We start from the raw sequence: 25445 nt of genomic DNA on the forward strand, positions 1-25445 counted from the left end.
GATCGCTTATGCATAACCCCTGCGCCGTGATCCCGGTCTACAACCACGAACTCGCGGTACCGGCTGTGGTTGAGGAGTTGCTGCACGCCGGGTTGCCCTGCGTGCTGGTCGACGACGCCAGCAGCCCGGCCTGCGCCGCCGTGCTTGAATCCCTTACCCAGCAGGCCAATGTTTTTCTGGTGAAGCTGCCGGTCAATCAGGGCAAGGGCGGCGCCGTCATGGCCGGCCTGCGCGAAGCGTCGAAATTGGGTTTCAGCCACGCTCTGCAAGTCGACGCCGACGGCCAGCACGATCTGAACGACATCGCGGTGTTTCTCGATCATTCCCGCGAACACCCGGCGGCGCTGATCTGCGGCTATCCGCAGTACGACGCCAGCGTGCCAAAAGGGCGCTTGTATGCGCGCTACCTGACCCACGTCTGGGTCTGGATCAACAGCCTGTCGTTGCAGATTCCCGATTCCATGTGCGGCTTTCGGGTCTACCCGCTCAAGCCGGTGCTGCACCTGATCGACACCGTGAATCTGGGCAAGCGCATGGACTTTGACCCGGAAATCCTTGTGCGCCTGTCGTGGCGCAATCAGCCGATGCGCTGGCTGCCGACCAGGGTTCACTATCCCCAGGACGGCCTCTCGCATTTTCGGCTGTTTCACGACAACGCCCTCATCTCGAAGATGCACGCCAAGCTGTTCTTCGGCATGCTCGGCCGCTTCCCGCTGATCCTCTGGCGGCGGTGGTTGCCATGAGTGACGCCGATCAAAAGCAGCACTGGGCGGCCCACGAAGAACGCGGCAGTTTCCTGCTGATGAAGCTTACGGCCTGGGGCGTGAAGGTCCTTGGTCGCCGGGTGCTCAGCCCGATCCTGCACGGCATCGTGCTGTACTTTTTCCTGTTCGGCCGCCGCGCTCGCCGCAGCGCCTGGCAGTACCAAGAGCACCTGGCGGACTGGACCCAGCAGCCGGAACTGCGACCTACGCACTGGCGCGTGTTCGGGCAGTTCATGGCCTTCGCCGACGCCCTGCTCGACAAGCTGGACGTGTGGAACGGCAAGCTCGGTCTGGAGCAGATTGAAATCATCGACGACGCCCAGCTGCGTGACCAGTTGCGCGGCGAACGGGGGCAGATGCTGGTCGGCGCGCACCTGGGCAATCTTGAAGTCTGTCGGGCGCTGGCCGAGCTGGGTGAAAAAGTCACCATGAACGTGCTGGTGCACACCAAGCACGCCGAGCGTTTCAACCGTCTGCTGGGTGAGGCTGGCGCGACCAATCTGCGGCTCATCCAGGTCAGCGAACTGGACCCGGCGATCATGCTGCAACTGAGCCAGCGTCTGGATCGCGGCGAATGGCTGGCCATCGCCGGCGACCGGGTTCCGCTGCACGGCGGACGCAATGCACGGGTCGATTTCCTTGGCCATCAGGCTGCGTTCCCCCAGGGCCCGTGGCTGCTGGCCGGCTTGCTGAAATGCCCGATCAACCTGATTTTCTGCCTCAAGGCCGCGAGCGGTTACCGGGTGATACTGGAGCCGTTTGCCGCTGCCATCGAATGGCGCCGCAGCGATCGCCAGCAAGTGATCACCCAATGGACCCAACGCTACGCCGACCGTCTGGCGCACTACTGCGTGCAAGCGCCGCAGCAGTGGTTCAACTTCTACCCGTTCTGGAAATCCGATGACGAACCCCGCACCTGAGCCCATCATTTTCGGCGAGTGCCACCTGCGTATCGAAGACGTACTGGCCCTGGCCAACCGCCAGCGGCCGACGGCGTTGCAGGACGACAGCGCCTACCGCCAGCGCATCGCCAAGGGCGCGCAGTTTCTTGATTCGTTGCTGGACAAGGAAGGCGTGATTTACGGCGTAACCACCGGTTATGGCGATTCGTGCGTGGTGGCGGTGCCGCTGCAACACGTCGAAGCGCTGCCTCGCCATCTGTACACCTTTCATGGTTGCGGGCTTGGCAAGTTGCTCGATGCCCAGGCCACCCGCGCAGTGCTGGCCGCACGTTTGCGCTCGCTGTGCCACGGCGTATCCGGCGTTCGGGTCGAGTTGCTTGAGCGTCTTCAGGCGTTTCTTGACCACGACATCCTGCCGCTGATTCCGGAAGAGGGCTCGGTGGGCGCCAGTGGTGATCTGACGCCGCTGTCTTATGTCGCGGCGACCCTGTCCGGCGAGCGCGAGGTGCGGTTCAACGGCGAGCGCCGCCAGTCCGCCGATGTGCATCGTCAACTGGGTTGGGATCCGCTGGTGCTGCGGCCGAAAGAAGCGCTGGCCTTGATGAACGGTACGGCGGTCATGACCGGTCTGGCGTGCCTGGCCTTCGCCCGTGCCGATTATCTGCTGCAACTGGCCACCCGCATCACCGCGATGAACGTCGTGGCGCTGCAAGGCAACCCTGAGCATTTCGACGAGCGCCTGTTTGCTGCCAAGCCGCACCCGGGGCAGATGCAAGTGGCCGCCTGGCTGCGCAAGGATCTGGCCATCGACGCGCCGACCGCTCCGCTGCATCGCCTGCAAGACCGTTATTCCCTGCGCTGTGCCCCCCACGTGCTCGGCGTGCTGGCAGACAGCCTGAACTGGCTGCGCAGCTTCATCGAAATCGAGCTGAACAGCGCCAATGACAACCCGATCATCGACGCCGAAGCCGAACGCGTGCTCCACGGCGGTCACTTCTATGGCGGCCACATCGCCTTCGCCATGGACAGCCTGAAGAATCTGGTCGCCAACGTCGCCGACCTGCTGGACCGCCAGCTCGCGTTGCTGGTGGACGAGCGTTACAACCATGGCCTGCCGAGCAACCTGTCCGGCGCCCCGGCGGACCGCGCAATGATCAACCACGGCTTCAAGGCCGTGCAGATCGGCACCAGCGCCTGGACTGCCGAAGCGCTGAAAAACACCATGCCGGCCAGCGTGTTTTCGCGCTCCACCGAATGCCATAACCAGGACAAGGTAAGCATGGGCACCATCGCCGCCCGCGACGCCATTCGCGTGCTGGAGCTGACCGAGCAGGTCGCTGCCGCCACGCTGATCGCCGCCAATCAGGGCGTCTGGTTGCGCAGCCGCGATGCCGACGCGCGCCCGCTTCCACCTCAGCTTGCGGCCATGCATGAACAACTGCGCGAGGACTTCCCGCCGGTGATCGAAGACCGCGCACTGGAGGGCGAGCTGCGGCTGTGCCTGAAGCGCATCGCCGAACAACACTGGAGGCTGCATGCGTAGCAAAGGCGTGATCCACGAAGACACCGAAATCCTGGTGCCATTTTTCGACGTCGACACCATGCACGTCGTCTGGCACGGGCACTACGTGAAGTACCTGGAAGTGGCGCGCTGCGCGCTGCTCGACAAACTCGGCCACAACTACACGCACATGCTCGATTCGGGTTACGCCTGGCCGGTGATCGATCTGCAACTGCGCTATGTGCGCGGCGCGGTGTTCGGCCAGCGCATCAACGTGCGCGCCAGTCTCGTCGAGTGGGAGAACCGCTTGAAGATCGACTATCTGATCACCGACATCGCGACCGGCGAGCGCCTGACACGCGCCAGCACCGTGCAAGTGGCCGTCGACGTGAATACACGCGAGATGCAATTGGCCTGCCCCAAGGTGTTTGTTGAAGCGGTCGAGAGAGCTCTTTCATGAATCCTTTTAAGACCCTTGTTGCGCTGGCGCTGTTGGTGCTCACCCCGCTGGCCCACGCCTTCGACCTCCAGCAACTGAGCGATCAACTGGCCAAGCCCGGCGTGATCCACGGCGCCTTCGTGCAGGAAAAGCACCTGCGTGCCCTGCCCCAGCCGCTGACCAGCAAGGGCAACTTCGTGCTGGCCAAGGATTCAGGCCTGCTGTGGCTGCTCGAGACGCCGCTCAAGCAGGACTATCGCATCAACGCCGCCGGCATCGCCCGTCGCGACGCCGATGGCGGCTGGCAGATGCTGCCGGGCAAAAGCGCAGGCGCCGAGCAGAACCGGCTGTTTCTCGCCGTTTTACAAGGCGACAGCAGCGGCCTGCAGCGTGATTTCGACGTGCAGTTGAGTGGCGACGCCCAGGCGTGGCAACTGACCCTGGTGCCGCGCTCGATGTTGCTGAAACAGGTGTTCAACCAGATCAACATCAATGGCGGCGCACTGGTGCAGCGTATCGAGCTGCTTGAAACCCAAGGCGACAGCACGCTGCTGAAGATGATCGACAGCTCAAGCGACAAGCCGCTGAGCGATTCGGAGCGCGCTGACTTTGCCGATTGAACGCCTGCTGCCGCGCCTGTTCCTGATTGCCTTGCTGGCCGTGCTCGCACTCGCCGGCTGGCAATGGCGTCATGGCGCGCCGCTGTCGGCCAACCTCATGGAACTGGTGCCCGGCAGCACGCCCGACGCTCTGGAGCTGCGAGCCGAACAGCGCATTCAGGAACCGATGAACCGCGAGATGCTGGTGCTGGTCGGTCACGCCGACCCGGCCCAGGCCGTCGAGCTGGCGCGGCAGTTGAGCGAGAAATGGCAGGCCAGCGGGCTCTTCGAAAAGGTCCAGTGGAACGTGCAGGCCGATCTTCCGGCGCTGCGTGAACAGCTGCTGCGCGGTCGTCTGGCGATGCTGCCGCCCAGGGACCGCACCGAACTTATCGAGCACCCGGAAGCGTTTATTCAACAGCGCGTGCAAAGCCTGTTTGATCCGTTCGGCGGTTTCAGTCTGGTGCCCAGCCAGGAAGACTGGCTCGGGCTGACGGGGCGCATTCAGAACGGCCAGGCGGTGCACGGCTCGGTGCAACTGGACATCGGCAGCGGCGCGCTGATCGCCAAAGCCGATGGCAAAAGCTGGGTCCTGCTCCGCGCCCGCACCCGCGCCGACGCCTTCGACATGCGCCTGCCGCTGGATGTCTCCGCGCTGCTGGACGAGGCGCGCCAACAGGCGAGCGCCGGAGACGCACAATTACTGGCGGCCAGCGGACTCTTGTACGCCGCCCACGGCCAGCAACAGGCTACTCGGGAAATCACCTGGGTCGGCGGCGGTGCCACGCTGGGCATCCTGTTGCTGCTGCTGCTGGCGTTCAAACGCTGGCGCGTGTTGCTGGCGTTCGTTCCGGTGATGGTCGGCATGCTGTTCGGCGCCACGGCCTGCGTCGCGCTGTTCGGCAAGATGCACGTCATGACGCTGGTGCTGGGCTCAAGCCTGATCGGCGTGGCGGTGGACTATCCGCTGCACTACCTCTCCAAAAGCTGGAGCCTGAAACCCTGGCGCAGCTGGCCGGCGTTGCGCCTGACGCTGTCGGGCCTGAGCCTGAGTCTGGCCACCAGTTGCATTGGCTATCTGGCCCTCGCCTGGACGCCCTTCCCGGCCCTGACCCAGATCGCCGTGTTCTCGGCGGCCGGTCTCGTCGGCGCTTATCTGACCGCGGTGTGCCTGCTGCCGGCGCTGCTCAACGGTGTCGAGTTGCGGCCTGCGCAATGGCCGCTGAAGATCGCCGAAGCCCTGATGAATGCGCGCGCCCGATTGCTCACCCGCGTGGGCACGCCAGTGCTGCTGGGCCTGCTGCTCATTTTTTGCGCAGCCGGCCTGCTACAGCTGACCACCAGGAACGACATCCGCCAATGGATCGCCGCGCCACAAAGCCTGACCGACGAGGCCAGATCCGTGGCGCGCATCACCGGTTATCAACCTACCAGCCAGTTCTTCCTGGTGCGCGGCGCCGATCAGCAGCAACTGCTGGAGCGTCAGACCGCGCTGAGCCAGCGACTTGATCAACTGGTCACTCAAGGCAAGCTGCAGGGTTATCTGTCACTCAACCAATTGGTGGCGACGCCCGCTGAACAACAGGCTGCGCGCGCCGCCCTCGACACGCTGCCTGCGCACTGGCAGCCGCTGCTAGCGCTGGGTGTGCCGCCGGAGGTGCTTGATAACGAACTGGCAAACCTGCGCACCCTGCCCGTTCAAGGCATTGACGATGTACTGGCCGGGCCGTTGGGCGAACCCTGGCGCCTACTGTGGCTGGGCAGCAACGATCAAGGCGTGGCCGGAATCGTCAGCCTGCAGGGCCTGAACGATGCGGCGCTGCTCCGCGTGCAGGCGCAGGACCTTCCGGGCGTCCAGTTGGTGGACCGTCTTGGCGACCTGAACAAGGTGTTTGCCGCCACCCAGATCAGCGCCGCCGAACTGAAGCTGGCGTCATGCGTGCTGATCGTTCTGCTGTTGATTTTGCCATTTGGTCTGCGCGGGGCACTGAGGGTGATCGCCCTGCCACTGCTCGCGGCCGTGTGCAGTCTGGCGAGCCTCGGCTGGCTGGGTCAGCCGCTGACGCTGTTCAGCCTGTTCGGTCTGCTGCTGGTCACTGCGATCAGCGTCGATTACGCGATCCTCATGCGCGAGCAGATTGGCGGCGCGGCCGTGAGCCTGCTGGGCACGCTGTTGGCTGCAGCGACCACGTGGCTGTCGTTCGGTCTGCTGGCGATCTCCAGCACCCCGGCAGTGAGCAATTTCGGGCTGTCGGTGAGCCTCGGTTTGGCCTTCAGCTTCATTCTGGCGCCCTGGGCCGGTCGGCAGCACGGGGCACGCTCGTGATGATTGTCGCGTTCTGGGCGCTGGTGCTTGGGCTGTTCGCGCTGGCCGGCCGGCTCGGCGCTCGACTGAACCTGATTCCCATCGTCAGCCAGTTGCTGCTGGCGACGTTTGCCATCCCGCTGCTGATGCTGTTCCTCGTCGAACCGCAGTGGCAGCTCACCGGCGCGCAACTGGTCGCGCCGGTCTGGCTGAAAACCCTGTACGGCGTGAGCTTCGCGGTCGTGCTCGGTCACATCCTCAGCGATGTGATCGATGTGCGCCTCGACCCGCATAGCCTGAAAGTCGCGCTGCCCAGCTTCTGTGTACCCTTTCTCTGCGGCATGGCCTGCGCCGTGTGGCTTTTGCCGGCATCGAGCTGGCTAAGCGGCCTGGCGCTGGGGTTGGTGTTCGCCATCACCGCCATTCCGGTGCTGTATCTCTATCTCAATCACATCGGCTACCCGCTGCACGCCACGCGACGTCTGGTGCAGACGGCGATCCTGATCGATCTGGCCTGCTGGGGGCTGTTCGGGCTGGCCCAGGGCAGCCTTCGCCTGACCAGTCTGATTATCCCGCTGCTGCTCGCCGGCTTGCCGCTGCTGTTACGGCTGCTGCGGGTTCGCCAGCCACAGGTTTACGGGGCTGTTTTCTTCCTGCTGCTGATGGTCGCCGAGCACTACCGCCTCAACGCGCTCATCGTCGGCATCGGCTATCTGCTGTGCATGAACGCGCTCAAGCAACCCTTTGCGCTGCCGCTGAAAGCCGCCTGGTTCAAGGCGCTGCAGCACTACGTGGCGATCCCGCTGATCCTCACGTTCGGCATCGTCCAGATCAATATTCACAGCGCCATCGGCGAACTGGGCGGATTGAATCTGCTGGCGCTGATCGTGCTGCCAATCGCCAGCAAACTGCTGGGCAACTGGATCGGCGTGCGCTGGGCGGCGCCGTCGTTTGCGGGTGCCGTGCGCTGGAAGGAAGCCCTGCTGCTGAACATCCGTGGCCTCAGCGAAATCGTCTTTCTCAATCTGCTGTTGCAACAAGGGCTGATCAGCCCGTCGCTGTATTTCGCGCTGATGCTCATGAGCCTGATCGCCACCCTGCTGCCTGCCCTCCTGGGCATGAATCGCCCTCTTGATTTGCATGACGTCGATGTCGTCGAACACTCGAAAAGGAAACCTTGTGCCAATAGCTGAAATGGAATGTCGCCAGATCGTCGTGATTGGTGCCGGTCCAGCCGGAGCCATCGCCGCTGCGTTACTCAAACGTCAGGGCCACGATGTGCTGATCATCGAGCGCCAGCAGTTTCCGCGCTTCTCCATCGGCGAGAGCCTGCTGTCCCATTGCCTGGATTTCGTCGAAGAAGCGGGCATGCTGGAAGCGGTCAACGCCGCCGGTTTCCAGATGAAAAACGGTGCGGCGTTCGCCTGCGGTGAGCAATACAGCGCCTTCGACTTCGGCGACACTTTCAGCAACGGCAAGCCCACGACCTTTCAGGTGCAGCGCGCCGACTTCGACAAACTGCTGGCCGACGAGGCCGAGCGCCAGGGCGTTGAAGTTCGCTACCGAGAAACCATCACCGCCGCGGACTTCTCCGGCGAGCGGCCGACCCTCGACGTGCAGCGCGAAGACGGCACAGGCTACCGCGTGCAAGCGACGTTCGTGCTCGACGCCAGCGGTTATGGCCGCGTGCTGCCGCGCCTGCTGGACCTGGAGGCGCCGTCGAACTTTCCCCTGCGTCAGGCGGTGTTTACCCACGTTGAAGACCGCATCGACGACCCGCAATTTGATCGCGAAAAGATTCTGGTGACGGTTCACCCAACCCTGAAGGACGTGTGGTTCTGGTCTATTCCGTTCAGCAACGGTCGTTGCTCGGTGGGCGTCGTGGCGTCCGCCGAGCGCTTCGTGGGCAAGCCCGATGACCTCGAGGCCTGTCTGCGCGCGTTCATCGACGAGACCCCAAGCCTGAGCCGCGTGTTGCAAAATGCTGTCTGGGACACCCCGGCTCGCAGCATCGGCGGGTATTCGGCGAACGTCAAAACCCTGCACGGCAAAGGCTTCGCCCTGCTCGGCAATGCGGCTGAATTCCTTGATCCGGTATTTTCGTCTGGCGTCACCATCGCCATGCGCTCGGCGAGCATGGCGGCCGGTGTTTTGCATCGTCAGCTGCAAGGCGAAAGCGTTGACTGGGAACGCGAGTTCGCCACGCCGCTGAAACGCGGTGTGGACACGTTCCGCGCCTACGTCGAAGGCTGGTACGAGGGCAGTTTTCAGGACGTGATTTTCTATCCGGACAGCCGACCCGACATACGCCGCATGATCAGTTCGATCCTGGCCGGGTACGCGTGGGATGAGCGCAACCCGTTCGTCGCCGAGCCCAAGCGTCGCCTGCGCATGCTTGCCGAAATCTGCGCGAGCCCACAGCCATGAGCGGCCAGTATTTCAGCGACAGCTACGTCGAAGAGACGCGCCTGGGCTTTCTTTTTCTGCGCAGTCACACGTGGCAGCACCGCGTTTTGCGGGTGGCCATCGACGACCTGCGCAGCCTGTTCGGTGAGCCGCTGCCGCAGAGTCCGGTGTTGCTGGACGCCGGTTGCGGGCAGGGCAAGTCGTTTCAGTACCTGCACACTGCTTTCAACCCGGCGAAGATTTTTGGCATCGACGCCGACCCACTCAGTCTTCAACTCAGCGCTGAAGAGGCGGGGCGTCGCGGGTTGAACGTCGAGTTGATTGGCAGCGATTGCGCAGCCTTGCCCCTGGCGGACGCGAGCGTCGACATGGTTTTCTGCCACCAGACGTTCCATCATCTGGTCGAGCAGGAAAAATCCCTTGCCGAGTTTTATCGGGTGCTCAAGCCCGGGGGTTATCTGCTGTTTGCCGAGTCCACCGAGGCCTACATCGACACATGGGTGATTCGCTGGCTCTTCCGCCATCCGATGCATGTGCAGAAAAGCGCCGCGCAATACCTGGACATGCTGGGCAATGAAGGTTTTCATTTCACTGCGCACAACGTTTCGTATCCCTACCTCTGGTGGAGCCGGGCCAAAGACTTCGGTCTGCTGGAACGTTTGAAACTGGTCAAACCCAAGCCCTTTGGGGAACGTGAAGAGACGCTGATCAATGTCGTCGCACGCAAACCTCTCTCGGCCCCCATAGAAGGTAACGCCTCATGATTCGCGCCTTTCTGCTGCTCTGCGTCCTGTTGGTGAGTGGCTGCGCCAGCCATGCGCCGCTCCCTGCGCAAACGCCCCACATCAAATTCCCGGTGCAGCTGCATGTGCAGCGCGAACAGGCCGGCCAGCGCCAGGACTGGCTGATGGTGATCCAGAAGGAACGCCACGGCCTGCGCTTCTCGTTGATGGACCCTCTCGGTATTCCCGTTGCGCGCCAGCAGCTTCGCGAGGATCGCTGGAAGGCCGACGGTCTGCTGCCGCCGAATCCTGAAGCGCGCGAGTTGTTCGCGGCCGTGCTGTTTGCCCTGACGTCACTGAAAGAAGTGCGCTTTGAATACCCCGGCGTCGAGCTGCGTCCGTATGGGCGCAGCCTGGATGATCGCTGGTTCGTCGATTACGCCTCCGAGGGCGTGTTCAAGATCAGCATGGAAAGCGGCGAACTGAAATACGTCGTCAGCCCGCTCGAAGGCAAGGCGAGTCAATGACGGCATACCTCAATGCCCTGGGGTTGATCTGCGCGCTAGGGGACGACCGCCAGAGCGTGGCCCGGACGCTGTTCGCCGGGGACACCTCATGCATGCGCTCGGAAAGCGGCTGGATACCCGAACGCTCGCTGCCCGTGGCCGGCGTGAAAAGCCTGCTGCCGACGATCCCTGCGACCCTCGGTCAACAAAGCAGCCGCAACAACCAGCTGCTGCTCGCCGCCGCCCTCCAGATCGAGCCTGACATTCAGCAGGCGATCACCCGCTATGGTCGTGGCCGCATCGGCGTGATTCTGGGCACCAGCACCTCGGGCATCGACGAAGCGAGCCGCGGGATCGCCAGCTACCTGGCCGATCAGACCTTTCCGGACAGCTACGACTATCGCCAGCAGGAGCTCAGCGCTCCGGCCAACTTCCTCGCGTCGTGGCTGGACCTCAGCAGCCCGGCCTACGTGATTTCCACCGCCTGCACCTCCAGCGCCCGCGCCCTGCTCAGTGCGCGTCGGCTGCTCGACATGAACCTGTGCGACGCGGTTCTGTGCGGGGGCGTCGACAGCCTGTGCAAGCTGACCATCAATGGCTTCTCGTCCCTTGAAGCGGTGGCGAACGAGCGCTGCAACCCGTTCTCGCGCAATCGCAACGGCATCAATATCGGCGAAGCGGCCGTGCTGTTTCTGATGACCCGCGAGCCCGCGAACGACCACCGCATTGCCTTGCTGGGCGCCGGGGCCAGTTCGGATGCGCACCATATTTCCGCCCCCGAGCCCAGCGGCCGCGGTGCGCGAGACGCCATGACCAAGGCGCTGACCAGCGCCGGCCTGGCGCCCACGGACATCGCGTATCTCAATCTGCACGGCACCGCGACCCAGCACAACGATGCGATGGAAAGTCTCGCGGTCAACGCCGTCTTCCCCGATGGCGTGGCGTGCTCGTCCACCAAACCCATGAGCGGGCACACCCTGGGCGCCGCCGGGGCCTTGGAAGCGGCGTTCTGCTGGCTGGCACTCGCCCCTGAAAATACCGAGGGGCAACTGCCGCCTCATGTGTGGGATGGCGAGGCCGATACAAGCCTGCCCGGGCTGAACTGGGTCAAGTCAAACGAAGCCCTTCAGCCTGATTCACCGCGCCGGATGATGAGCAACTCGTTTGCCTTCGGCGGCAACAACGTCAGCCTGATCATCGGGGAGCACCCATGACCGCTGCACCTTCATGCCCGTGGCCTCCGGCTGATTTACTGCCCCACGCCGGCGACATGGTACTCATCGACCAGGTGCTGTCGTTCGACGAAGAGCAGATTCACACCCGCGTCATCGTTCGGCCCGGCGGGCTGTTCAATCGCCCTGACGGGAGCATGCCGGCCTGGGTCGGCATCGAACTCATGGCGCAAAGCGTCGCGGCGTTTGCCGGCTGTCAGGCCCGGGTGAAGGGTGACCCGGTTGAGCTGGGGTTTCTGCTGGGCACACGCAAATTCGAATGCAATGTCGAGCACTTCCCGGTCGGCAGCGAGCTGACCATTCATGCGCGGCGGTCCTTGCAGGATGACAGCGGCATGGGCGTGTTCGAGTGTTCTCTGAGCGGTGCCGGCATTCAGCTCAGCGCCCGACTCAATGTTTACTGCCCGCCACAATCGGCGAGCTATCTGGCCGAAGGAGCCGCACATGACTGACTCAATTCTGGTCACAGGCTCAAGCCGCGGTATCGGGCGCGCCATCGCGCTGCGCCTGGCCCGGGCCGGCTACGACATCGTCCTGCACTGCCGCAGTGGCCGGGCCGAAGCTGACGCCGTGCAGCGTGAAATCGAGGCGCTGGGGCGTCAGGCGCGCGTTCTGCAATTCGACGTCGCCGACCGTGCTGCGTGCAAGGCCATCCTTGAAGCCGACGTCGAAACCCACGGCGCCTATTACGGCGTGGTCTGCAACGCCGGCCTGACCCGGGACGGCGCGTTTCCGGCGCTCACCGATGACGACTGGGACATGGTCATCCGCACCAACCTCGACGGCTTCTACAACGTGCTGCACCCGGTGATGATGCCGATGATCCGTCGCCGCGCCGCCGGACGCATCGTCTGTATCACGTCCGTGTCCGGGCTGATCGGCAATCGCGGCCAGGTCAACTACAGCGCCTCGAAGGCTGGCGTCATCGGCGCGGCCAAGGCGCTGGCCATCGAGCTGGGCAAACGCAAGATCACCGTTAATTGCGTCGCGCCGGGGCTGATCGACACGGCCATGCTCGACGAAAACGTGCTGGTCGATGAACTGATGAAGATGATTCCCGCGCAGCGCATGGGCACCCCGGAAGAAGTCGCTGGCGCCGTGAATTTCCTGATGTCGGCGGAAGCGTCCTACATCACCCGCCAGGTGCTGGCCGTCAATGGAGGCCTGTGCTGATGAAACGCGTTGTCGTCACCGGCATGGCCGGCATCACCTCACTGGGCAGCGACTGGGCCAGCATCGAGGCCAATTTCAGCGGCAATCGCAGCGGCATCCGGCGCATGGACGAATGGGATCGCTTCACCGAACTCAACACCCGTCTGGCCGGTCCCATCGACGATTTCGCGGTGCCTTCGTACTGGACCCGCAAGCAGCTGCGCAGCATGGGCCGGGTGTCGCGACTGGCGGTCGGCGCCGCAGAACAGGCACTGCGTGACGCAGGCTTACTGGGCGATCCGAACATTCGTGACGGGCGCATGGGCGTGGCCTGCGGCTCGTCCACCGGCAGCACCGACGAGATCAAGGCGTTCGGCAACATGCTGCTGAATTCCGTGGCCGAAGGCCTCAATGCCAATTCGTATGTGCGCATGATGCCGCACACCACGGCGGCGAATATCAGCATCTTCTTCAACCTCACCGGCCGCCTGATCCCGACTTCCAGCGCCTGCACCAGCGGCAGCCAGGGCGTGGGCTATGCCTATGAAGCGATCAAGTTCGGGCGTCTGCCGTTGATGCTGGCCGGCGGTGCCGAAGAGCTTTGTCCCACCGAGGCCATGGTGTTCGACGCGCTGTACGCGACCAGTCTGAAGAACGATGCGCCGCACACCAGCCCTCGCCCTTACGACAGCGGGCGCGATGGCCTGGTGATCGGCGAAGGCGGCGGCATGCTGGTGCTTGAGGAGCTGGAACATGCGCTGGCGCGGGGGGCGAAGATTCACGCCGAGGTCGTCGGCTTCGGCAGCAACGCCGATGGCGTGCACACCACCCGCCCCGAGCAGGTCACCATGCGCCGGGCCATGGAACTGGCGCTGGAAGACGCGGGTCTGCAGCCCGAGGCCATCGGTTACGTCAACGGCCACGGTACGGCGACGGAACAGGGCGACATCGCCGAGACGCTTGCCACCCAGAGCCTGTTCGGCTCGCGCATGCCGATCAGTTCGCAGAAGAGTTTCCTGGGCCACACCCTTGGCGCCTGCGGTGCGCTGGAGTCGTGGTTCAGCATCGAAATGATGAACCGCGACCGCTACATCCACACGCTCAACCTCGACGAGGTCGACAGTCGCTGCGGCGAGCTGGACTACCTGCGCGGCGAGCCCCGCCACATGAGCCACGAGTTCGTGATGAACAACAATTTTGCGTTCGGCGGGGTCAACACGTCGCTGATCTTCCGGCGTTGGTCTTGACCCCGTAATTCGTTCAACCCGCCGGCGCAACGGAAGACGCTCCCGGCGGGGCACATCACTGATCTTCTACACCCGTTAACCACCTCAAGGAGCGAAACCATGAAATTGAAAGTCTGGGCAGCAACGGCCGCCGTCGTTTTGTGCACACTGCCGGGCATCAGCCAGGCTCGGGACACGGCGCTGTATCTACCGTTCGACAAGGTGGTCGCGCAGATGACCCAGGAGAAAAAACTCGACGGCAGCGTGAAGTTCTACCTCGCTGGCGTACAGCCAAAAGGCAAGGTGTCCGTGCTGTCGCCGAATGTGGTGACCAACAAGAAAACCAACGCATTCAACAAGAGTGACAACGACGCCTGCGAATGGGTCTTGCAGTCCGCGATCCTGCAACTGAATGAGGCCGCAAAAGGCGCAGGCGCCAACGCAGTGGTCAACATCGCCAGCTACTACAAAAAGATCGAACGCAAAGACCCGGCCACCTATGAGTGCCACGCCGGCGCCATCATGGCAGGCGTTGCGTTGAAGGGTGATCTGGCGAAGGTGCAGTAAGTTTTTGCCAGTGAGTTGAGGCGTCTTGCCTCGCTCACTGGCATGGACGGCTGCGCTGTGAAACGGAGGTTGCTTGCGAAGAGGTCGTTCAACCGACAAATCATCGGCGAACCCAACTGAGTCTTCGTGAGCAAGCTCACTCCCACATGAGCGCCGTTTGCCGCAGCCCAGCGCGGTGTCAGAACAATGGGGAGTCATCAGATTTGCATTCGTCACGGATCACTGGGCGACGCAGTCCCTGTGGGAGCGAGCTTGCTCGCGAAGAGGTCAGTACATTCACCCATCCCTCAGTAGTTGTAAGGCTACGTTCGTCAGCAAGCACAATCCCACAACCCATCTGCTTTGCTCTGGGTCAGTTACCCCGCCTTGCGCGTCACCAGTTCGACAAACGCCTTGGCCATCGGGGATTTCTGATCCTTGCGCTGCACCAACCATACCGCTGACGTCGCCTGCGCATCCAGAAGGGTTCGGTACACCACCCCGTCGATGCGCATGCGTTGATACGACGCCGGCAGCACCGTCACGCCCAGCCCAGCTGCCACCAGACCAATGATGGTCATCGCCTCACCCGCCTCCTGAGTAAACAACGGGCTGAAGCCCGCCTCCCGCGCCAGATCCAGCAACTGTGCGTAAAGCCCGCTGCCGTAGCTGCGCGGGAAGAACACAAACGGCTCACTGGCCAGTTCACGCAGATGAATGCCGCGTTCCGAGCCTTCGGCCAGTGGATGGTCCGAGCGCAATATCGCCACCAACGGTTCGTGGAGCAGCTCCACGGCGACCAGTGAATCCGGCAACGGCAGGGGCCGCATGATGCCCACTTGCATCGACTCGTTCTCAAGCCGCTCGGCAACTTCCCGGCTGCTCATTTCCTGAAGCGCCAGATGCACCGCGGGGTAACGCTGGCGAAACGCGAAGATGGCCTGCGGGATGCTTGAGGTGAACGGTGCGGACGCCGTGAAGCCGATCTTCAATTCGCCCAGCTCCCCCAGCTGCGCACGCCGGGCCACGTCCGAAGCCTTCTCAACCTGCGCCAGCACCAGCCGTGCTTCGTCAAGGAACAACCGGCCCGCTTCGCTCAGTTCCACCCGTCGATTGGTGCGTTCAAACAGACGCGCGCCGAGCTCTTGCTCCAGCGCCTGGATCTGCTGACTCAACGGCGGTTGCGAGATACCGAGCGCCTGCGCAGCGCGTCCAAAATGCAGCTCCTCAGCAACGGCGATGAAGTAACGCAGGTGACGCAATTCCATGGCGATTCCATTGGGTCGTTAAACCTATCAAACAGGTCGAACAATATATTGGAAGCAATCGTTAGGCGGCTATATTCTTTCGTCACTGCGTCCGCTCTCCCGTCTGAGGTCAATCGTGAATACTGCTGCATCCGCCGCCGCGCCTGCCGAGTTCGCCACAGCAGCCATCCCTTTGGGCGATACCTACATCGAGAAGGACACGCCCGCTTTCATCCGTACCGTACTGGCACTGTTCTCCGGCGGCTTCGCCACGTTTGCGCTGCTGTACTGCGTGCAACCGATGATGCCGGTGCTGTCGCGGGACTTCGCCATCAACGCCGCCCAGAGCAGCATGATCCTGTCGGTGTCCACTGCGATGCTGGCAATAGGATTGCTTATTACCGGCCCCATCTCAGACCGCCTCGGGCGCAAGTCGGTCATGGTGTTCTCGTTGTTCTCGGCTGCCCTTTTCACCATCGCCAGCGCACTGATGCCCACTTGGGAGGGCGTACTGATCACTCGGGCGTTCGTGGGCTTGTCATTGAGCGGACTCGCCGCCGTCGCCATGACCTACCTCAGCGAGGAGATCCACCCGCAGCACATCGGCCTGGCGATGGGCCTGTACATCGGCGGCAATGCCATCGGCGGCATGAGCGGCCGGGTGATCACCGGGGTCCTGAGCGATTACGTCAGTTGGCACACGGCACTGTTGATCATGGGCATCATCGCGCTCGGCGCGGCCGGCGTGTTCTGGAAAATCCTGCCGCCGTCGCGCAATTTCCGCGCCCGTCCGCTCAATGGCCGCAGCCTGCTGGAAGGTTTTGTCCTGCAATTCCGTGATGCCGGGCTGCCATGGCTGTTCCTCGAAGGCTTCCTGCTGATGGGCGCGTTCGTGACGCTGTTCAACTACATCGGCTACCGCCTGTTGGCCGATCCATACAACTTGAGCCAGGCTGTGGTCGGCTTGTTCTCGGTGGTGTACCTGTCCGGCATCTACAGCTCGGCGAAGATCGGCGCACTGGCCGACCAACTGGGCCGACGCAACGTGTTGTGGGCCGTGATCGTGCTGATGCTTGTCGGCGTGACGCTGACCATTTTCACCCCACTGGTGGTGGTGATCGTCGGCGTATTGATGTTCACCTTCGGCTTCTTCGGCGCCCACTCCGTCGCCAGCAGCTGGATCGGCCGCCGCGCCATCAAAGCCAAAGGCCAGGCATCGTCGTTGTACCTGTTCAGTTACTACGTAGGCTCCAGCGTCGCTGGCACCGGCGGCGGTGTGTTCTGGCACTACGCCGGCTGGAACGGCATCGGCGCCTTCATCGGCGCCCTACTGCTGATAGCCCTCGCCGTGGCGCTGAAACTGGCGAAAGTGAAGCCGTTGGCAGTGAATGTGCAGGTTTGAGCCAAGGGCACATCGGGCATTCGCCGCTGTTTTAGTGGGACTGGCTTCAGCCGGGAAGACGACCTTGTGTGCGCCCTCAATTTTGCAGCGTGACGCCTGAAGTCTTCCCGGCTAAAGCCAGTACTACCTCTGCGTTCACAGGCACTCTCACTGACCGCAGCGCTATCTGTTCGCGATCAAAGCTCACCGCAGCCTGAACCCCACACAAAAACGCCCGGCATGTGCCGGGCGTTTTCATGTCTGCAAAGCGCTTATTGGTGGTACTTGGCCGACATTTCGTGCACCGCTTCGATGAAAGCGCCGGCATTGGCCGGGTCGACTTCGGGGGTGATGCCGTGGCCGAGGTTGAAGACGTGGCCGGTGCCGCTGCCGTAGCTGGCGAGGATGTTCGAGACTTCCTGGCGGATGGCGTTTGGGTTGGCGTAGAGCACGGTTGGGTCCATGTTGCCCTGCAGCGCCACTTTGTTGCCAACGCGACGGCGGGCTTCGCCGATATCGCAGGTCCAGTCCAGGCCCAGCGCGTCGGCGCCGGCGTCGGCGATGCTTTCCAGCCACATACCGCCGCCCTTGGTGAACAGGATGACCGGCACTTTGCGCCCGTCGCGCTCACGGATCAGGCCGTTGACGATCTTGCGCATGTAAGTCAGTGAGAATTCCTGATACGCCGCGGCCGAAAGGCTCCCGCCCCAGCTGTCGAAGATCTGCACCGCTTGCGCGCCTGCGAGAATCTGGCCGTTCAGGTACGCCGTGACTGATTGCGCGAGCTTGTCGAGCAACAAGTGCATGGCCTGCGGGTTGTCGTAGAGCATGGCCTTGGATTTGCGGAAGTCCTTGGACGAGCCGCCTTCAACCATATAGGTCGCGAGGGTCCACGGGCTCCCGGCGAAACCGATCAGCGGTACGCGGCCGTTAAGTTCGCGTCGAATGGTGCTGACCGCGTCCATGACATAGCCGAGGTCTTTCTGGGCGTCAGGGATCGGCAGCGCTTCGATGTCAGCCAGGGTGGTGACAGTTTTGCGGAAGCGCGGGCCTTCGCCGGTTTCGAAGTACAGGCCAAGGCCCATGGCGTCGGGAACGGTGAGGATGTCGGAGAACAGAATGGCGGCGTCGAGCGGATAGCGCTCAAGGGGCTGCAGGGTAACTTCACAGGCGAACGCCGGGTTCATGCACAAGCTCATGAAGTCTCCGGCCTTGGCGCGACTGGCGCGGTACTCCGGGAGATAGCGGCCTGCCTGGCGCATCATCCATACAGGCGTGACGTCAACAGGCTGCTTGAGCAGGGCGCGAAGGAAACGGTCGTTCTTCAGGGCAGTCATGTCGGCATCCGGAAAAAAAGTGCGGGCATTTTCTCAGACACCAACTTAAAAGGCACGGTCGGTGCCGTGCCTTTTATTTATCGGGGCGATTTGTCGCATCAATGCCGTGCCAGTTTTTCTGACACCGGCACCCTATGGGTTGGCCGCCATCGTCTCTTTAATCCAGTCTGCAAAGTACGCCACTCTGGTGTACTGACCGGCATTCATCCATAACGAACGGCTCACCAGTCCAATTTCCAGGTATTCGCTGCCTGATTTGTAGAGCAGCGGCCCTCCGGAATCGCCAGGTGCCTGATTGTATCCGGCGCAGAGGTTGACCAATGGATTGAAGTGGGTTTCCGGGTAGCCGGGGGGCACTTCGATGCACGCCTTATCCTCCAGCGTCTGGCCGTGGCCTTCGTACAGCACATCTGGCCCGTATCCGGTCTCGGTTCTTCCGAATCCGATCAGCGTCACCGGGTAGCCAACGCCCGGCTCCATCTGAGACTCCGCCCCGTCGAGCTTCAGGAAAGCGTCACTGTTCGCCGCACGCTCCAGCTTGATCAACGCAATATCGTACCGCCCGCTGTCATCAAACTGGGGATGCCCGTAGGTGGACTGGATTTGGACCCGGTCCTTCTCGATGACGGTTGGCCGGTATTGTTCCAGGCCAATGCTGACGGAGTGAGGCGCCTGGCGGTAGATGCAGTGTTCGGCAGTCAGTACCCACCTTGGTGCAATCAATGCAGCGCCACAGAGGTGCGAGCCATCCTCTTCGACGATCGCTGCATAGAACGGGTACTGCCCACTTGGCGCCGGCTCTCCTCCGACGATTTTTTTGCTTTCATTCACACCGGTCCATTCACCGCAACCGGTCAAAAAAGCCGCGAGGCCAAGACCGCAGACTAACCTGTTCATTTTTCGCTCCCTGATCCAACAGGCCGCCAGACACCGGCCCAGGCTTCCATTCGGTTTGAGAAGGGCTCGCTAGCGTCGAGACCTTGCCGAATTAAAAGCCCATTGAGTCGGATTGGGAACTGTCAGAAATGACACTCGACGCAGTGCCAGACGCTTCACAAAAGGAGGAGTCGAGGAGGGAACGAAAGAGATGAGAAAGAGGTTGCCGGAATGGGGCAGCGGCAAGCTTCCGCTAGAAGCAGATTGCGTCTGCTTCTAGCTTGAGGCTTGCCGCTGGCGTCAACTAGACGCCTAGATAATCCAGAATCCCTTCACCCGCATTGCGGCCTTCGAAGATGGCTGTCACCACCAGATCGGACCCGCGGACCATGTCGCCGCCGGCAAAGATCTTCGGGTTGCTGGTCTGGTGCTTGAACTGGCCCTGCTCCGGCGCCACGACGCGGCCCTGACTGTCGGTCTGGATACCTTGCGGATCGAACCACGACGCCGGGCTTGGACGGAAACCGAACGCGATGACCACGGCGTCCGCCGGGATGATCTCTTCGGAGCCCGGAATCGGCTCGGGGCTGCGACGGCCGCGCGCATCAGGCTCGCCCAGACGCGTTTCGACGACTTTCACGCCTTCGACACGATCCTCACCCACGATGGCAATGGGCTGGCGGTTGTACAGAAACCTTACGCCTTCTTCCTTGGCGTTCTTCACTTCCTTGCGCGAACCCGGCATGTTTTCTTCGTCCCGGCGATAGGCGCAGGTCACTGACTTGGCGCCCTGACGGATCGACGTGCGGTTGCAGTCCATCGCCGTATCGCCGCCGCCGAGTACCACGACCTTCTTGCCCTTCATGTCGACGAAATCTTCCGGCGACTTTTCAAAGCCCAGGTTGCGGTTGACGTTGGCGATCAGGAAGTCCAGCGCATCGTGCACACCCGGCAGGTCTTCACCGGGGAAGCCGCCCTTCATGTACGTGTACGTGCCCATGCCCATGAACACCGCGTCGTACTCTTCCAGCAACTGCTCGACGGTGATGTCCTTGCCGATCTCGGTGTTGAGGCGGAACTCGATGCCCATGCCGGTGAACACTTCGCGGCGATTGCTCAGCACGCTCTTCTCAAGCTTGAACTCGGGAATGCCGAAGGTCAGCAGACCGCCGATTTCCGGGTTCTTGTCGAACACCACAGGCTTCACGCCGCCGCGCACCAGAATGTCAGCGCAGCCCAGACCTGCCGGGCCTGCGCCGATGATAGCCACGCGCTTGCCGTTTGGCACCACGCGGGACATGTCCGGGCGCCAGCCCATGGCGAAGGCCGTGTCGGTGATGTACTTCTCGACCGAGCCGATGGTGACGGCGCCAAAGCCGTCGTTCAGGGTACATGCGCCCTCACACAGACGATCCTGCGGGCACACGCGGCCGCAGACTTCCGGCAGGGTGTTGGTCTGGTGCGACAGCTCGGCAGCCGCGAGGATGTTGCCCTCGGCCACCAGCTTCAGCCAGTTGGGAATGAAGTTATGCACAGGGCATTTCCATTCACAGTACGGGTTGCCGCAACCCAGGCAGCGGTGCGCCTGATCGGCCGACTGCTGAGGCTTGAAGGGTTCGTAGATTTCCACGAACTCTTTTTTGCGCTGACGCAGCAGTTTCTTCTTCGGATCTTTACGCCCGACTTCGATGAACTGGAAGTCGTTACTGAGACGTTCAGCCATGGTGTTAAAACTCCTGACTACAGCCTCAAGCGCCAAGCTTGAAGCTGCAAGAAAATCATGTTCGCAGGCACTCGCGCGCTGCCGTTAGCTTGCGGCTTGAAGCTTGCCGCTCGCAGCTGCTTTACTGCGGATTCGCGCGGGTGCTGGACAACAGCGACTTCAAGCTCGCGGCCTTCGGCTTCACCAGCCAGAAGCGGCGCAGGTAGTCGTCGAGGTTTTCCCAGAGATTGCGGCCCCACTCGCTGTCGGTTTCGGTCACGTATTCGGCCAGCACACGCTCGAGGTGGCTGCGATAGGCTTCCATCGCTTCACCGCTGATGCGCTGAATCTCGACCAGCTCGTGGTTGACCCGGTCAACGAAGGTGTTGTCCTGATCGAGCACGTAAGCAAAGCCGCCGGTCATGCCTGAGCCGAAGTTGTAGCCGGTCTTGCCCAGCACGCAGACGAAACCACCGGTCATGTATTCGCAGCAGTGGTCGCCGGTGCCTTCCACAACGGTGTGGGCGCCAGAGTTACGCACCGCGAAACGCTCGCCCGCCGTGCCCGCCGCGAACAGCTTGCCGCCGGTCGCGCCGTACAGGCAGGTGTTGCCGATGATGGCACTGTCCTGGGTTTTGAAAGGGCTGCCTTTGGGCGGCACGATCACCAGCTTGCCGGCGGTCATGCCTTTGCCGACGTAGTCGTTGGCGTCGCCTTCCAGGTACATGTTCAGGCCGCCGGCGTTCCACACGCCAAAGCTCTGCCCGGCCGTGCCCTTGAAGCGGAAGGTCACCGGCGCGTCGTTCATGCCCTGGTTGCCGTGGAGCTTGGCGATCTCGCCGGAAATCCGCGCGCCGATGGAGCGGTCGCAGTTGCAGATGTCCAGTTCGTAGTCGCCGCCGCTCTTGGCCTGAATGGCGGTGATCGCCAGTTCAACCATTTTCTCGGCCAGCAGGCCTTTGTCGAACGGCGGGTTGCGCTCGACCTGGCTGAACTGCGGTTTGTCGGCCGGAATGTGGTCGCTGCCCAGCAACGGCGTCAGGTCGAGATGCTGCTGCTTGGCGGTTTCACCCGGCAGGATGTCCAGCAGATCGGTACGCCCGATCAGTTCTTCCAGCGAACGCACGCCCAGCCTGGCCAGCCACTCGCGGGTTTCTTCAGCCACGTAGGTGAAGAAGTTGATCACCATGTCGACGGTGCCGATGTAGTGGTCCTTGCGCAGCTTGTCGTTCTGGGTCGCCACGCCGGTGGCGCAGTTGTTCAGGTGGCAGATGCGCAGGTATTTGCAGCCCAGTGCGATCATCGGCGCGGTGCCGAAACCGAAGCTCTCGGCGCCGAGGATGGCCGCCTTGATCACGTCCAGCCCGGTTTTCAGGCCACCGTCGGTCTGCACCCGAACCTTGCCGCGCAGGTCATTGCCACGCAGGGTCTGGTGGGTTTCGGCCAGGCCGATTTCCCATGGCGAGCCCGCGTATTTGATCGACGACAGCGGTGACGCACCGGTGCCGCCGTCATAGCCGGAAATCGTAATCAGGTCGGCGTAGGCCTTGGCTACACCGGCTGCGATCGTGCCCACGCCCGCTTCGGCCACCAGCTTGACCGAGACCAGCGCGGCCGGGTTGACCTGCTTGAGGTCAAAGATCAGCTGCGACAAGTCTTCAATGGAGTAGATGTCGTGGTGCGGCGGTGGCGAAATCAGCGTCACACCCGGCACTGCGTAGCGCAGCTTAGCGATCAGGCCGTTGACCTTGCCGCCTGGCAGTTGCCCGCCCTCGCCCGGTTTGGCGCCCTGGGCGACCTTGATCTGCAGCACGTCGGCGTTGACCAGGTACTCAGGCGTCACGCCAAAACGGCCGGTCGCGATCTGTTTGATCTTGGAGCTGCGGATGGTGCCGTAGCGCGCCGGATCTTCGCCGCCCTCACCGGAGTTGGAGCGCGCACCCAGACGGTTCATCGCCTCGGCCAGCGCTTCGTGAGCTTCCGGCGACAGCGCGCCGAGTGAAATACCCGCCGAGTCAAAACGCTTGAGAATGCCCTCCAGCGGCTCGATTTCATCGATGCCCAGCGGCGTATCGAGCTCTTTCACCTTCAACAGGTCACGGATCATCGACACCGGACGATTGTCCACCAGCGCCGTGTATTCCTTGAATTTGCTGTAATCGCCCTGTTGCACGGCAGCTTGCAGCATCGCCACCACATCAGGGTTGTACGCATGGTATTCGCCGCCGTAGACAAACTTCAGCAAACCGCCCTGCTGGATCGGCTTGCGTGCGCTCCAGGCTTCGAAGGCCAGGGCTTTTTGCTCGGCTTCGATGTCGACGAAACGCGCGCCCTTGATGCGGCTCGGCACGCCACGGAAGCTCAGGTCGCAGACTTCTTCCGACAGGCCGATGGCCTCGAAAAGCTGCGCGCCACGGTAGGACGCGACGGTCGAAATGCCCATCTTCGACAGGATCTTGAGCAGGCCTTTGGTGATGCCCTTGCGGTAGTTCTTGAAGACTTCGTACAGATCGCCCAGCACTTCACCGGTACGGATCAAGTCGCCCAGCACTTCGTAGGCCAGGAACGGGTACACCGCCGACGCACCGAAGCCGATCAACACGGCGAAATGGTGCGGGTCGCGAGCCGTTGCTGTCTCGACAAGAATGTTGCTGTCGCAGCGCAGGCCTTTTTCGGTCAAACGGTGATGCACCGCACCGGTGGCCAGCGACGCGTGAATCGGCAGTTTGCCTGGCGCTATATGGCGGTCGCTCAAGACGATCTGGGTCTTGCCCGAACGCACGGCCTCTTCAGCCTGATCGGCGATGTTGCGCACGGCCGCTTCCAGGCCCATGGCTTCGTCGTAGTTCAGGTCGATGATCTGACGATCAAAGCCCGGACGATCCAGGGTCATCAGCGAGCGCCACTTGGCCGGGGAAATGACCGGCGAGCTGAGGATCACGCGGGAAGCGTGCTCTGGCGACTCCTGGAAAATGTTGCGCTCGGCGCCGAGGCAGACTTCCAGCGACATGACGATGGCTTCACGCAGCGGGTCGATCGGCGGGTTGGTGACCTGCGCGAACTGCTGGCGGAAATAATCGTACGGCGTGCGGACACGACGGGACAGCACTGCCATCGGCGTGTCATCGCCCATGGAGCCGACCGCTTCCTGACCCTGCTCACCCAGCGGGCGCAGGATCTGATCACGCTCTTCGAACGTGACTTGGAACATCTTCATGTACTGCTTGAGCTGATCCGGGTTGTAGAACGCCGAACCGTGGTCGTGGTCTTCCAGCGTCGCCTGAATACGCAGGGCGTTCTTGCGCAGCCACTGTTTGTACGGATGGCGCGACTTCAAGCGGCTGTCGATGGCATCGGTGTCGAGGATCTGGCCGGTTTCGGTGTCCACGGCGAAGATCTGACCCGGACCGACACGGCCCTTGGCAATCACGTCTTCCGGCTTGTAGTTCCACACGCCAATTTCCGAGGCGAGGGTGATGTAACCGTTCTTGGTGGTGACCCAGCGCGCAGGACGCAGGCCGTTGCGGTCAAGCAGGCAGACGGCGTGACGACCTTCGGTCATGACGATGCCGGCCGGGCCGTCCCACGGCTCCATGTGCATGGAGTTGAATTCGTAGAACGCGCGCAGATCCGGGTCCATGGTTTCGACGTTCTGCCACGCCGGCGGCACGAGCATACGTACGCCACGGAACAGGTCGATGCCGCCGGTCACCATCAGCTCGAGCATGTTGTCCATGCTCGAAGAGTCAGAGCCCACGCGGTTGACCAGCGGGCCCAGCTCGTCGAGGTCCATCAGATCATTGGTGAACTTGGTGCGACGGGCCTGGGCCCAATTGCGGTTACCGGTGATGGTGTTGATTTCGCCGTTGTGGGCGAGGAAGCGGAAAGGCTGAGCCAGCGGCCATTTCGGCAGGGTGTTGGTCGAGAAGCGCTGGTGGAATACGCAGATCGCGGTTTGCAGGCGTTCGTCGTTGAGGTCCGGGAAGAATGCCGTGAGGTCACGCGGCATCATCAGGCCTTTGTAGATGATGGTCTTGTGGGAAAAGCTGCAGATGTAGTGGTCGGTGTCGGCAGCGTTGGCCACCGAGGAGCGACGACGTGCGCAAAACAGCTTGATTGCGAATTCCTGATCGCTCAGGCCTTCGCCTCCGATGAACACCTGTTCGATCTTCGGCAAGCGCTCAAGGGCCAGACGGCCCAGTACGCTGGTGTCGATCGGCACCTGGCGCCAGCCAATCAAGGTCAGGCCGGCGGCGAGGATTTCACGGTTCATGTTTTCGCGGGCGGCTTCAGCCTTCGCGTCGTCCTGATTGAGGAAGACCATGCCTGCGCAATACTGGCGCGGAAGCTCGACGCCGAAAGCTTCGGTGGCGACCGCACGCAGGAAGGTGTCAGGCTTTTGCATCAACAGCCCGCAACCGTCACCGGTCTTGCCGTCGGCGTTGATACCACCACGGTGGGTCATGCAGGTCAGGGCTTCGATAGCCGTCTGCAACAGGTGATGACTGGGCTCGCCTTGCATATGGGCGATCAGGCCGAAACCACAGTTATCCTTGAATTCTTCTGGATGGTACAGACCTGCTTTCATAGACACATTCTCAC

General features: G+C 62.5%; 21 protein-coding genes. 16 read left to right on the top strand and 5 right to left on the bottom strand.

Annotation, left to right across the window (positions count from 1 at the left end; all coding sequences use genetic code 11):
- Positions 1-8 precede the first annotated feature (8 nt).
- The 15 genes from AC3ISG_RS22660 (at position 9) to AC3ISG_RS22730 (ending at position 14321) form a co-directional block, all read left to right on the top strand.
- The gene (locus AC3ISG_RS22660; RefSeq protein WP_489298018.1) at positions 9-743 is read left to right on the top strand and encodes a glycosyltransferase family 2 protein; all 735 of its coding nucleotides are present in this window, start codon (positions 9-11) and stop codon (positions 741-743) included.
- On the top strand, positions 740-1684 hold the full coding sequence (locus tag AC3ISG_RS22665; protein WP_489298019.1) for a lysophospholipid acyltransferase family protein: 945 nt from the start codon (positions 740-742) through the stop codon (positions 1682-1684). The genes AC3ISG_RS22660 and AC3ISG_RS22665 overlap by 4 nt, the downstream gene beginning before the upstream one ends.
- A complete protein-coding gene (locus AC3ISG_RS22670) occupies positions 1665-3209 on the top strand; it encodes an HAL/PAL/TAL family ammonia-lyase (protein WP_489298020.1) in 1545 nt (514 codons plus the stop codon). The genes AC3ISG_RS22665 and AC3ISG_RS22670 overlap by 20 nt, the downstream gene beginning before the upstream one ends.
- Positions 3202-3627, top strand: coding sequence for an acyl-CoA thioesterase (locus AC3ISG_RS22675; RefSeq protein WP_122533908.1), 426 nt, complete (start codon positions 3202-3204; stop codon positions 3625-3627). The genes AC3ISG_RS22670 and AC3ISG_RS22675 overlap by 8 nt, the downstream gene beginning before the upstream one ends.
- Positions 3624-4226, top strand: a complete 603-nt coding sequence (locus AC3ISG_RS22680; RefSeq protein ID WP_489298021.1) for an outer membrane lipoprotein carrier protein LolA — start codon at positions 3624-3626, stop codon at positions 4224-4226. The genes AC3ISG_RS22675 and AC3ISG_RS22680 overlap by 4 nt, the downstream gene beginning before the upstream one ends.
- Entirely contained in the window at positions 4216-6531 is a 2316-nt protein-coding gene (locus AC3ISG_RS22685; RefSeq protein WP_489298022.1) for an MMPL family transporter, read from the top strand. The genes AC3ISG_RS22680 and AC3ISG_RS22685 overlap by 11 nt, the downstream gene beginning before the upstream one ends.
- Entirely contained in the window at positions 6528-7703 is a 1176-nt protein-coding gene (locus AC3ISG_RS22690) for a cation:proton antiporter (protein WP_489298023.1), read from the top strand. Before AC3ISG_RS22685 ends, AC3ISG_RS22690 begins: the two co-directional genes overlap by 4 nt.
- Positions 7690-8937 carry an NAD(P)/FAD-dependent oxidoreductase gene (locus tag AC3ISG_RS22695; protein WP_489298024.1) on the top strand — a complete coding sequence of 416 codons (1248 nt, stop codon included), beginning with the start codon at positions 7690-7692 and terminating at the stop codon, positions 8935-8937. The genes AC3ISG_RS22690 and AC3ISG_RS22695 overlap by 14 nt, the downstream gene beginning before the upstream one ends.
- Positions 8934-9680, top strand: a complete 747-nt coding sequence (locus tag AC3ISG_RS22700) for a class I SAM-dependent methyltransferase (protein ID WP_489298025.1) — start codon at positions 8934-8936, stop codon at positions 9678-9680. Before AC3ISG_RS22695 ends, AC3ISG_RS22700 begins: the two co-directional genes overlap by 4 nt.
- The gene (locus AC3ISG_RS22705; RefSeq protein ID WP_122533914.1) at positions 9677-10165 is read left to right on the top strand and encodes a DUF3261 domain-containing protein; all 489 of its coding nucleotides are present in this window, start codon (positions 9677-9679) and stop codon (positions 10163-10165) included. Before AC3ISG_RS22700 ends, AC3ISG_RS22705 begins: the two co-directional genes overlap by 4 nt.
- Positions 10162-11358 (top strand): beta-ketoacyl-[acyl-carrier-protein] synthase family protein, encoded by a 1197-nt coding sequence (locus tag AC3ISG_RS22710; protein ID WP_489298026.1) that lies wholly within the window; start codon positions 10162-10164, stop codon positions 11356-11358. Before AC3ISG_RS22705 ends, AC3ISG_RS22710 begins: the two co-directional genes overlap by 4 nt.
- On the top strand, positions 11355-11828 hold the full coding sequence (locus AC3ISG_RS22715) for a hotdog family protein (RefSeq protein WP_205484997.1): 474 nt from the start codon (positions 11355-11357) through the stop codon (positions 11826-11828). The genes AC3ISG_RS22710 and AC3ISG_RS22715 overlap by 4 nt, the downstream gene beginning before the upstream one ends.
- Positions 11821-12549, top strand: coding sequence for a 3-oxoacyl-ACP reductase FabG (fabG, locus tag AC3ISG_RS22720; RefSeq protein ID WP_489298027.1), 729 nt, complete (start codon positions 11821-11823; stop codon positions 12547-12549). The genes AC3ISG_RS22715 and fabG overlap by 8 nt, the downstream gene beginning before the upstream one ends.
- Positions 12549-13775 carry a beta-ketoacyl-ACP synthase gene (locus tag AC3ISG_RS22725; protein WP_489298028.1) on the top strand — a complete coding sequence of 409 codons (1227 nt, stop codon included), beginning with the start codon at positions 12549-12551 and terminating at the stop codon, positions 13773-13775. Before fabG ends, AC3ISG_RS22725 begins: the two co-directional genes overlap by 1 nt.
- A gap of 99 nt (positions 13776-13874) precedes the next feature.
- On the top strand, positions 13875-14321 hold the full coding sequence (locus AC3ISG_RS22730) for an excinuclease (protein WP_122625546.1): 447 nt from the start codon (positions 13875-13877) through the stop codon (positions 14319-14321).
- Positions 14322-14677: 356 nt separating this feature from the next.
- Here AC3ISG_RS22730 and AC3ISG_RS22735 read toward each other — a convergent pair whose 3' ends face one another.
- Entirely contained in the window at positions 14678-15568 is an 891-nt protein-coding gene (locus AC3ISG_RS22735; protein WP_122625545.1) for a LysR family transcriptional regulator, read from the bottom strand.
- A 115-nt stretch (positions 15569-15683) separates the two neighbouring features.
- Here AC3ISG_RS22735 and AC3ISG_RS22740 point away from each other — a divergent pair, with 115 nt between their 5' ends.
- Positions 15684-16949, top strand: coding sequence for an MFS transporter (locus tag AC3ISG_RS22740; protein WP_489298029.1), 1266 nt, complete (start codon positions 15684-15686; stop codon positions 16947-16949).
- Positions 16950-17200: 251 nt separating this feature from the next.
- On the opposite strand, the gene hemE is transcribed toward AC3ISG_RS22740, so the two are convergent.
- The 4 genes from hemE to gltB all read right to left on the bottom strand — a co-directional run bounded on the left by hemE (position 17201) and on the right by gltB (position 25431).
- On the bottom strand, positions 17201-18265 hold the full coding sequence (hemE, locus tag AC3ISG_RS22745) for a uroporphyrinogen decarboxylase (RefSeq protein WP_489298030.1): 1065 nt from the start codon (positions 18263-18265) through the stop codon (positions 17201-17203).
- Between the two features lie 132 nt (positions 18266-18397).
- Positions 18398-19162 (bottom strand): S1 family peptidase, encoded by a 765-nt coding sequence (locus AC3ISG_RS22750; protein ID WP_489298031.1) that lies wholly within the window; start codon positions 19160-19162, stop codon positions 18398-18400.
- A 283-nt stretch (positions 19163-19445) separates the two neighbouring features.
- Complete coding sequence (locus AC3ISG_RS22755; RefSeq protein ID WP_122533925.1) at positions 19446-20864, bottom strand: FAD-dependent oxidoreductase; 1419 nt, start codon at positions 20862-20864, stop codon at positions 19446-19448.
- A 121-nt stretch (positions 20865-20985) separates the two neighbouring features.
- On the bottom strand, positions 20986-25431 hold the full coding sequence (gene gltB, locus AC3ISG_RS22760; RefSeq protein ID WP_489298032.1) for a glutamate synthase large subunit: 4446 nt from the start codon (positions 25429-25431) through the stop codon (positions 20986-20988).
- Between the last annotated feature and the right edge of the window lie 14 nt (positions 25432-25445).

It is taken from the genome of Pseudomonas sp. GL_135 (assembly GCF_057834665.1).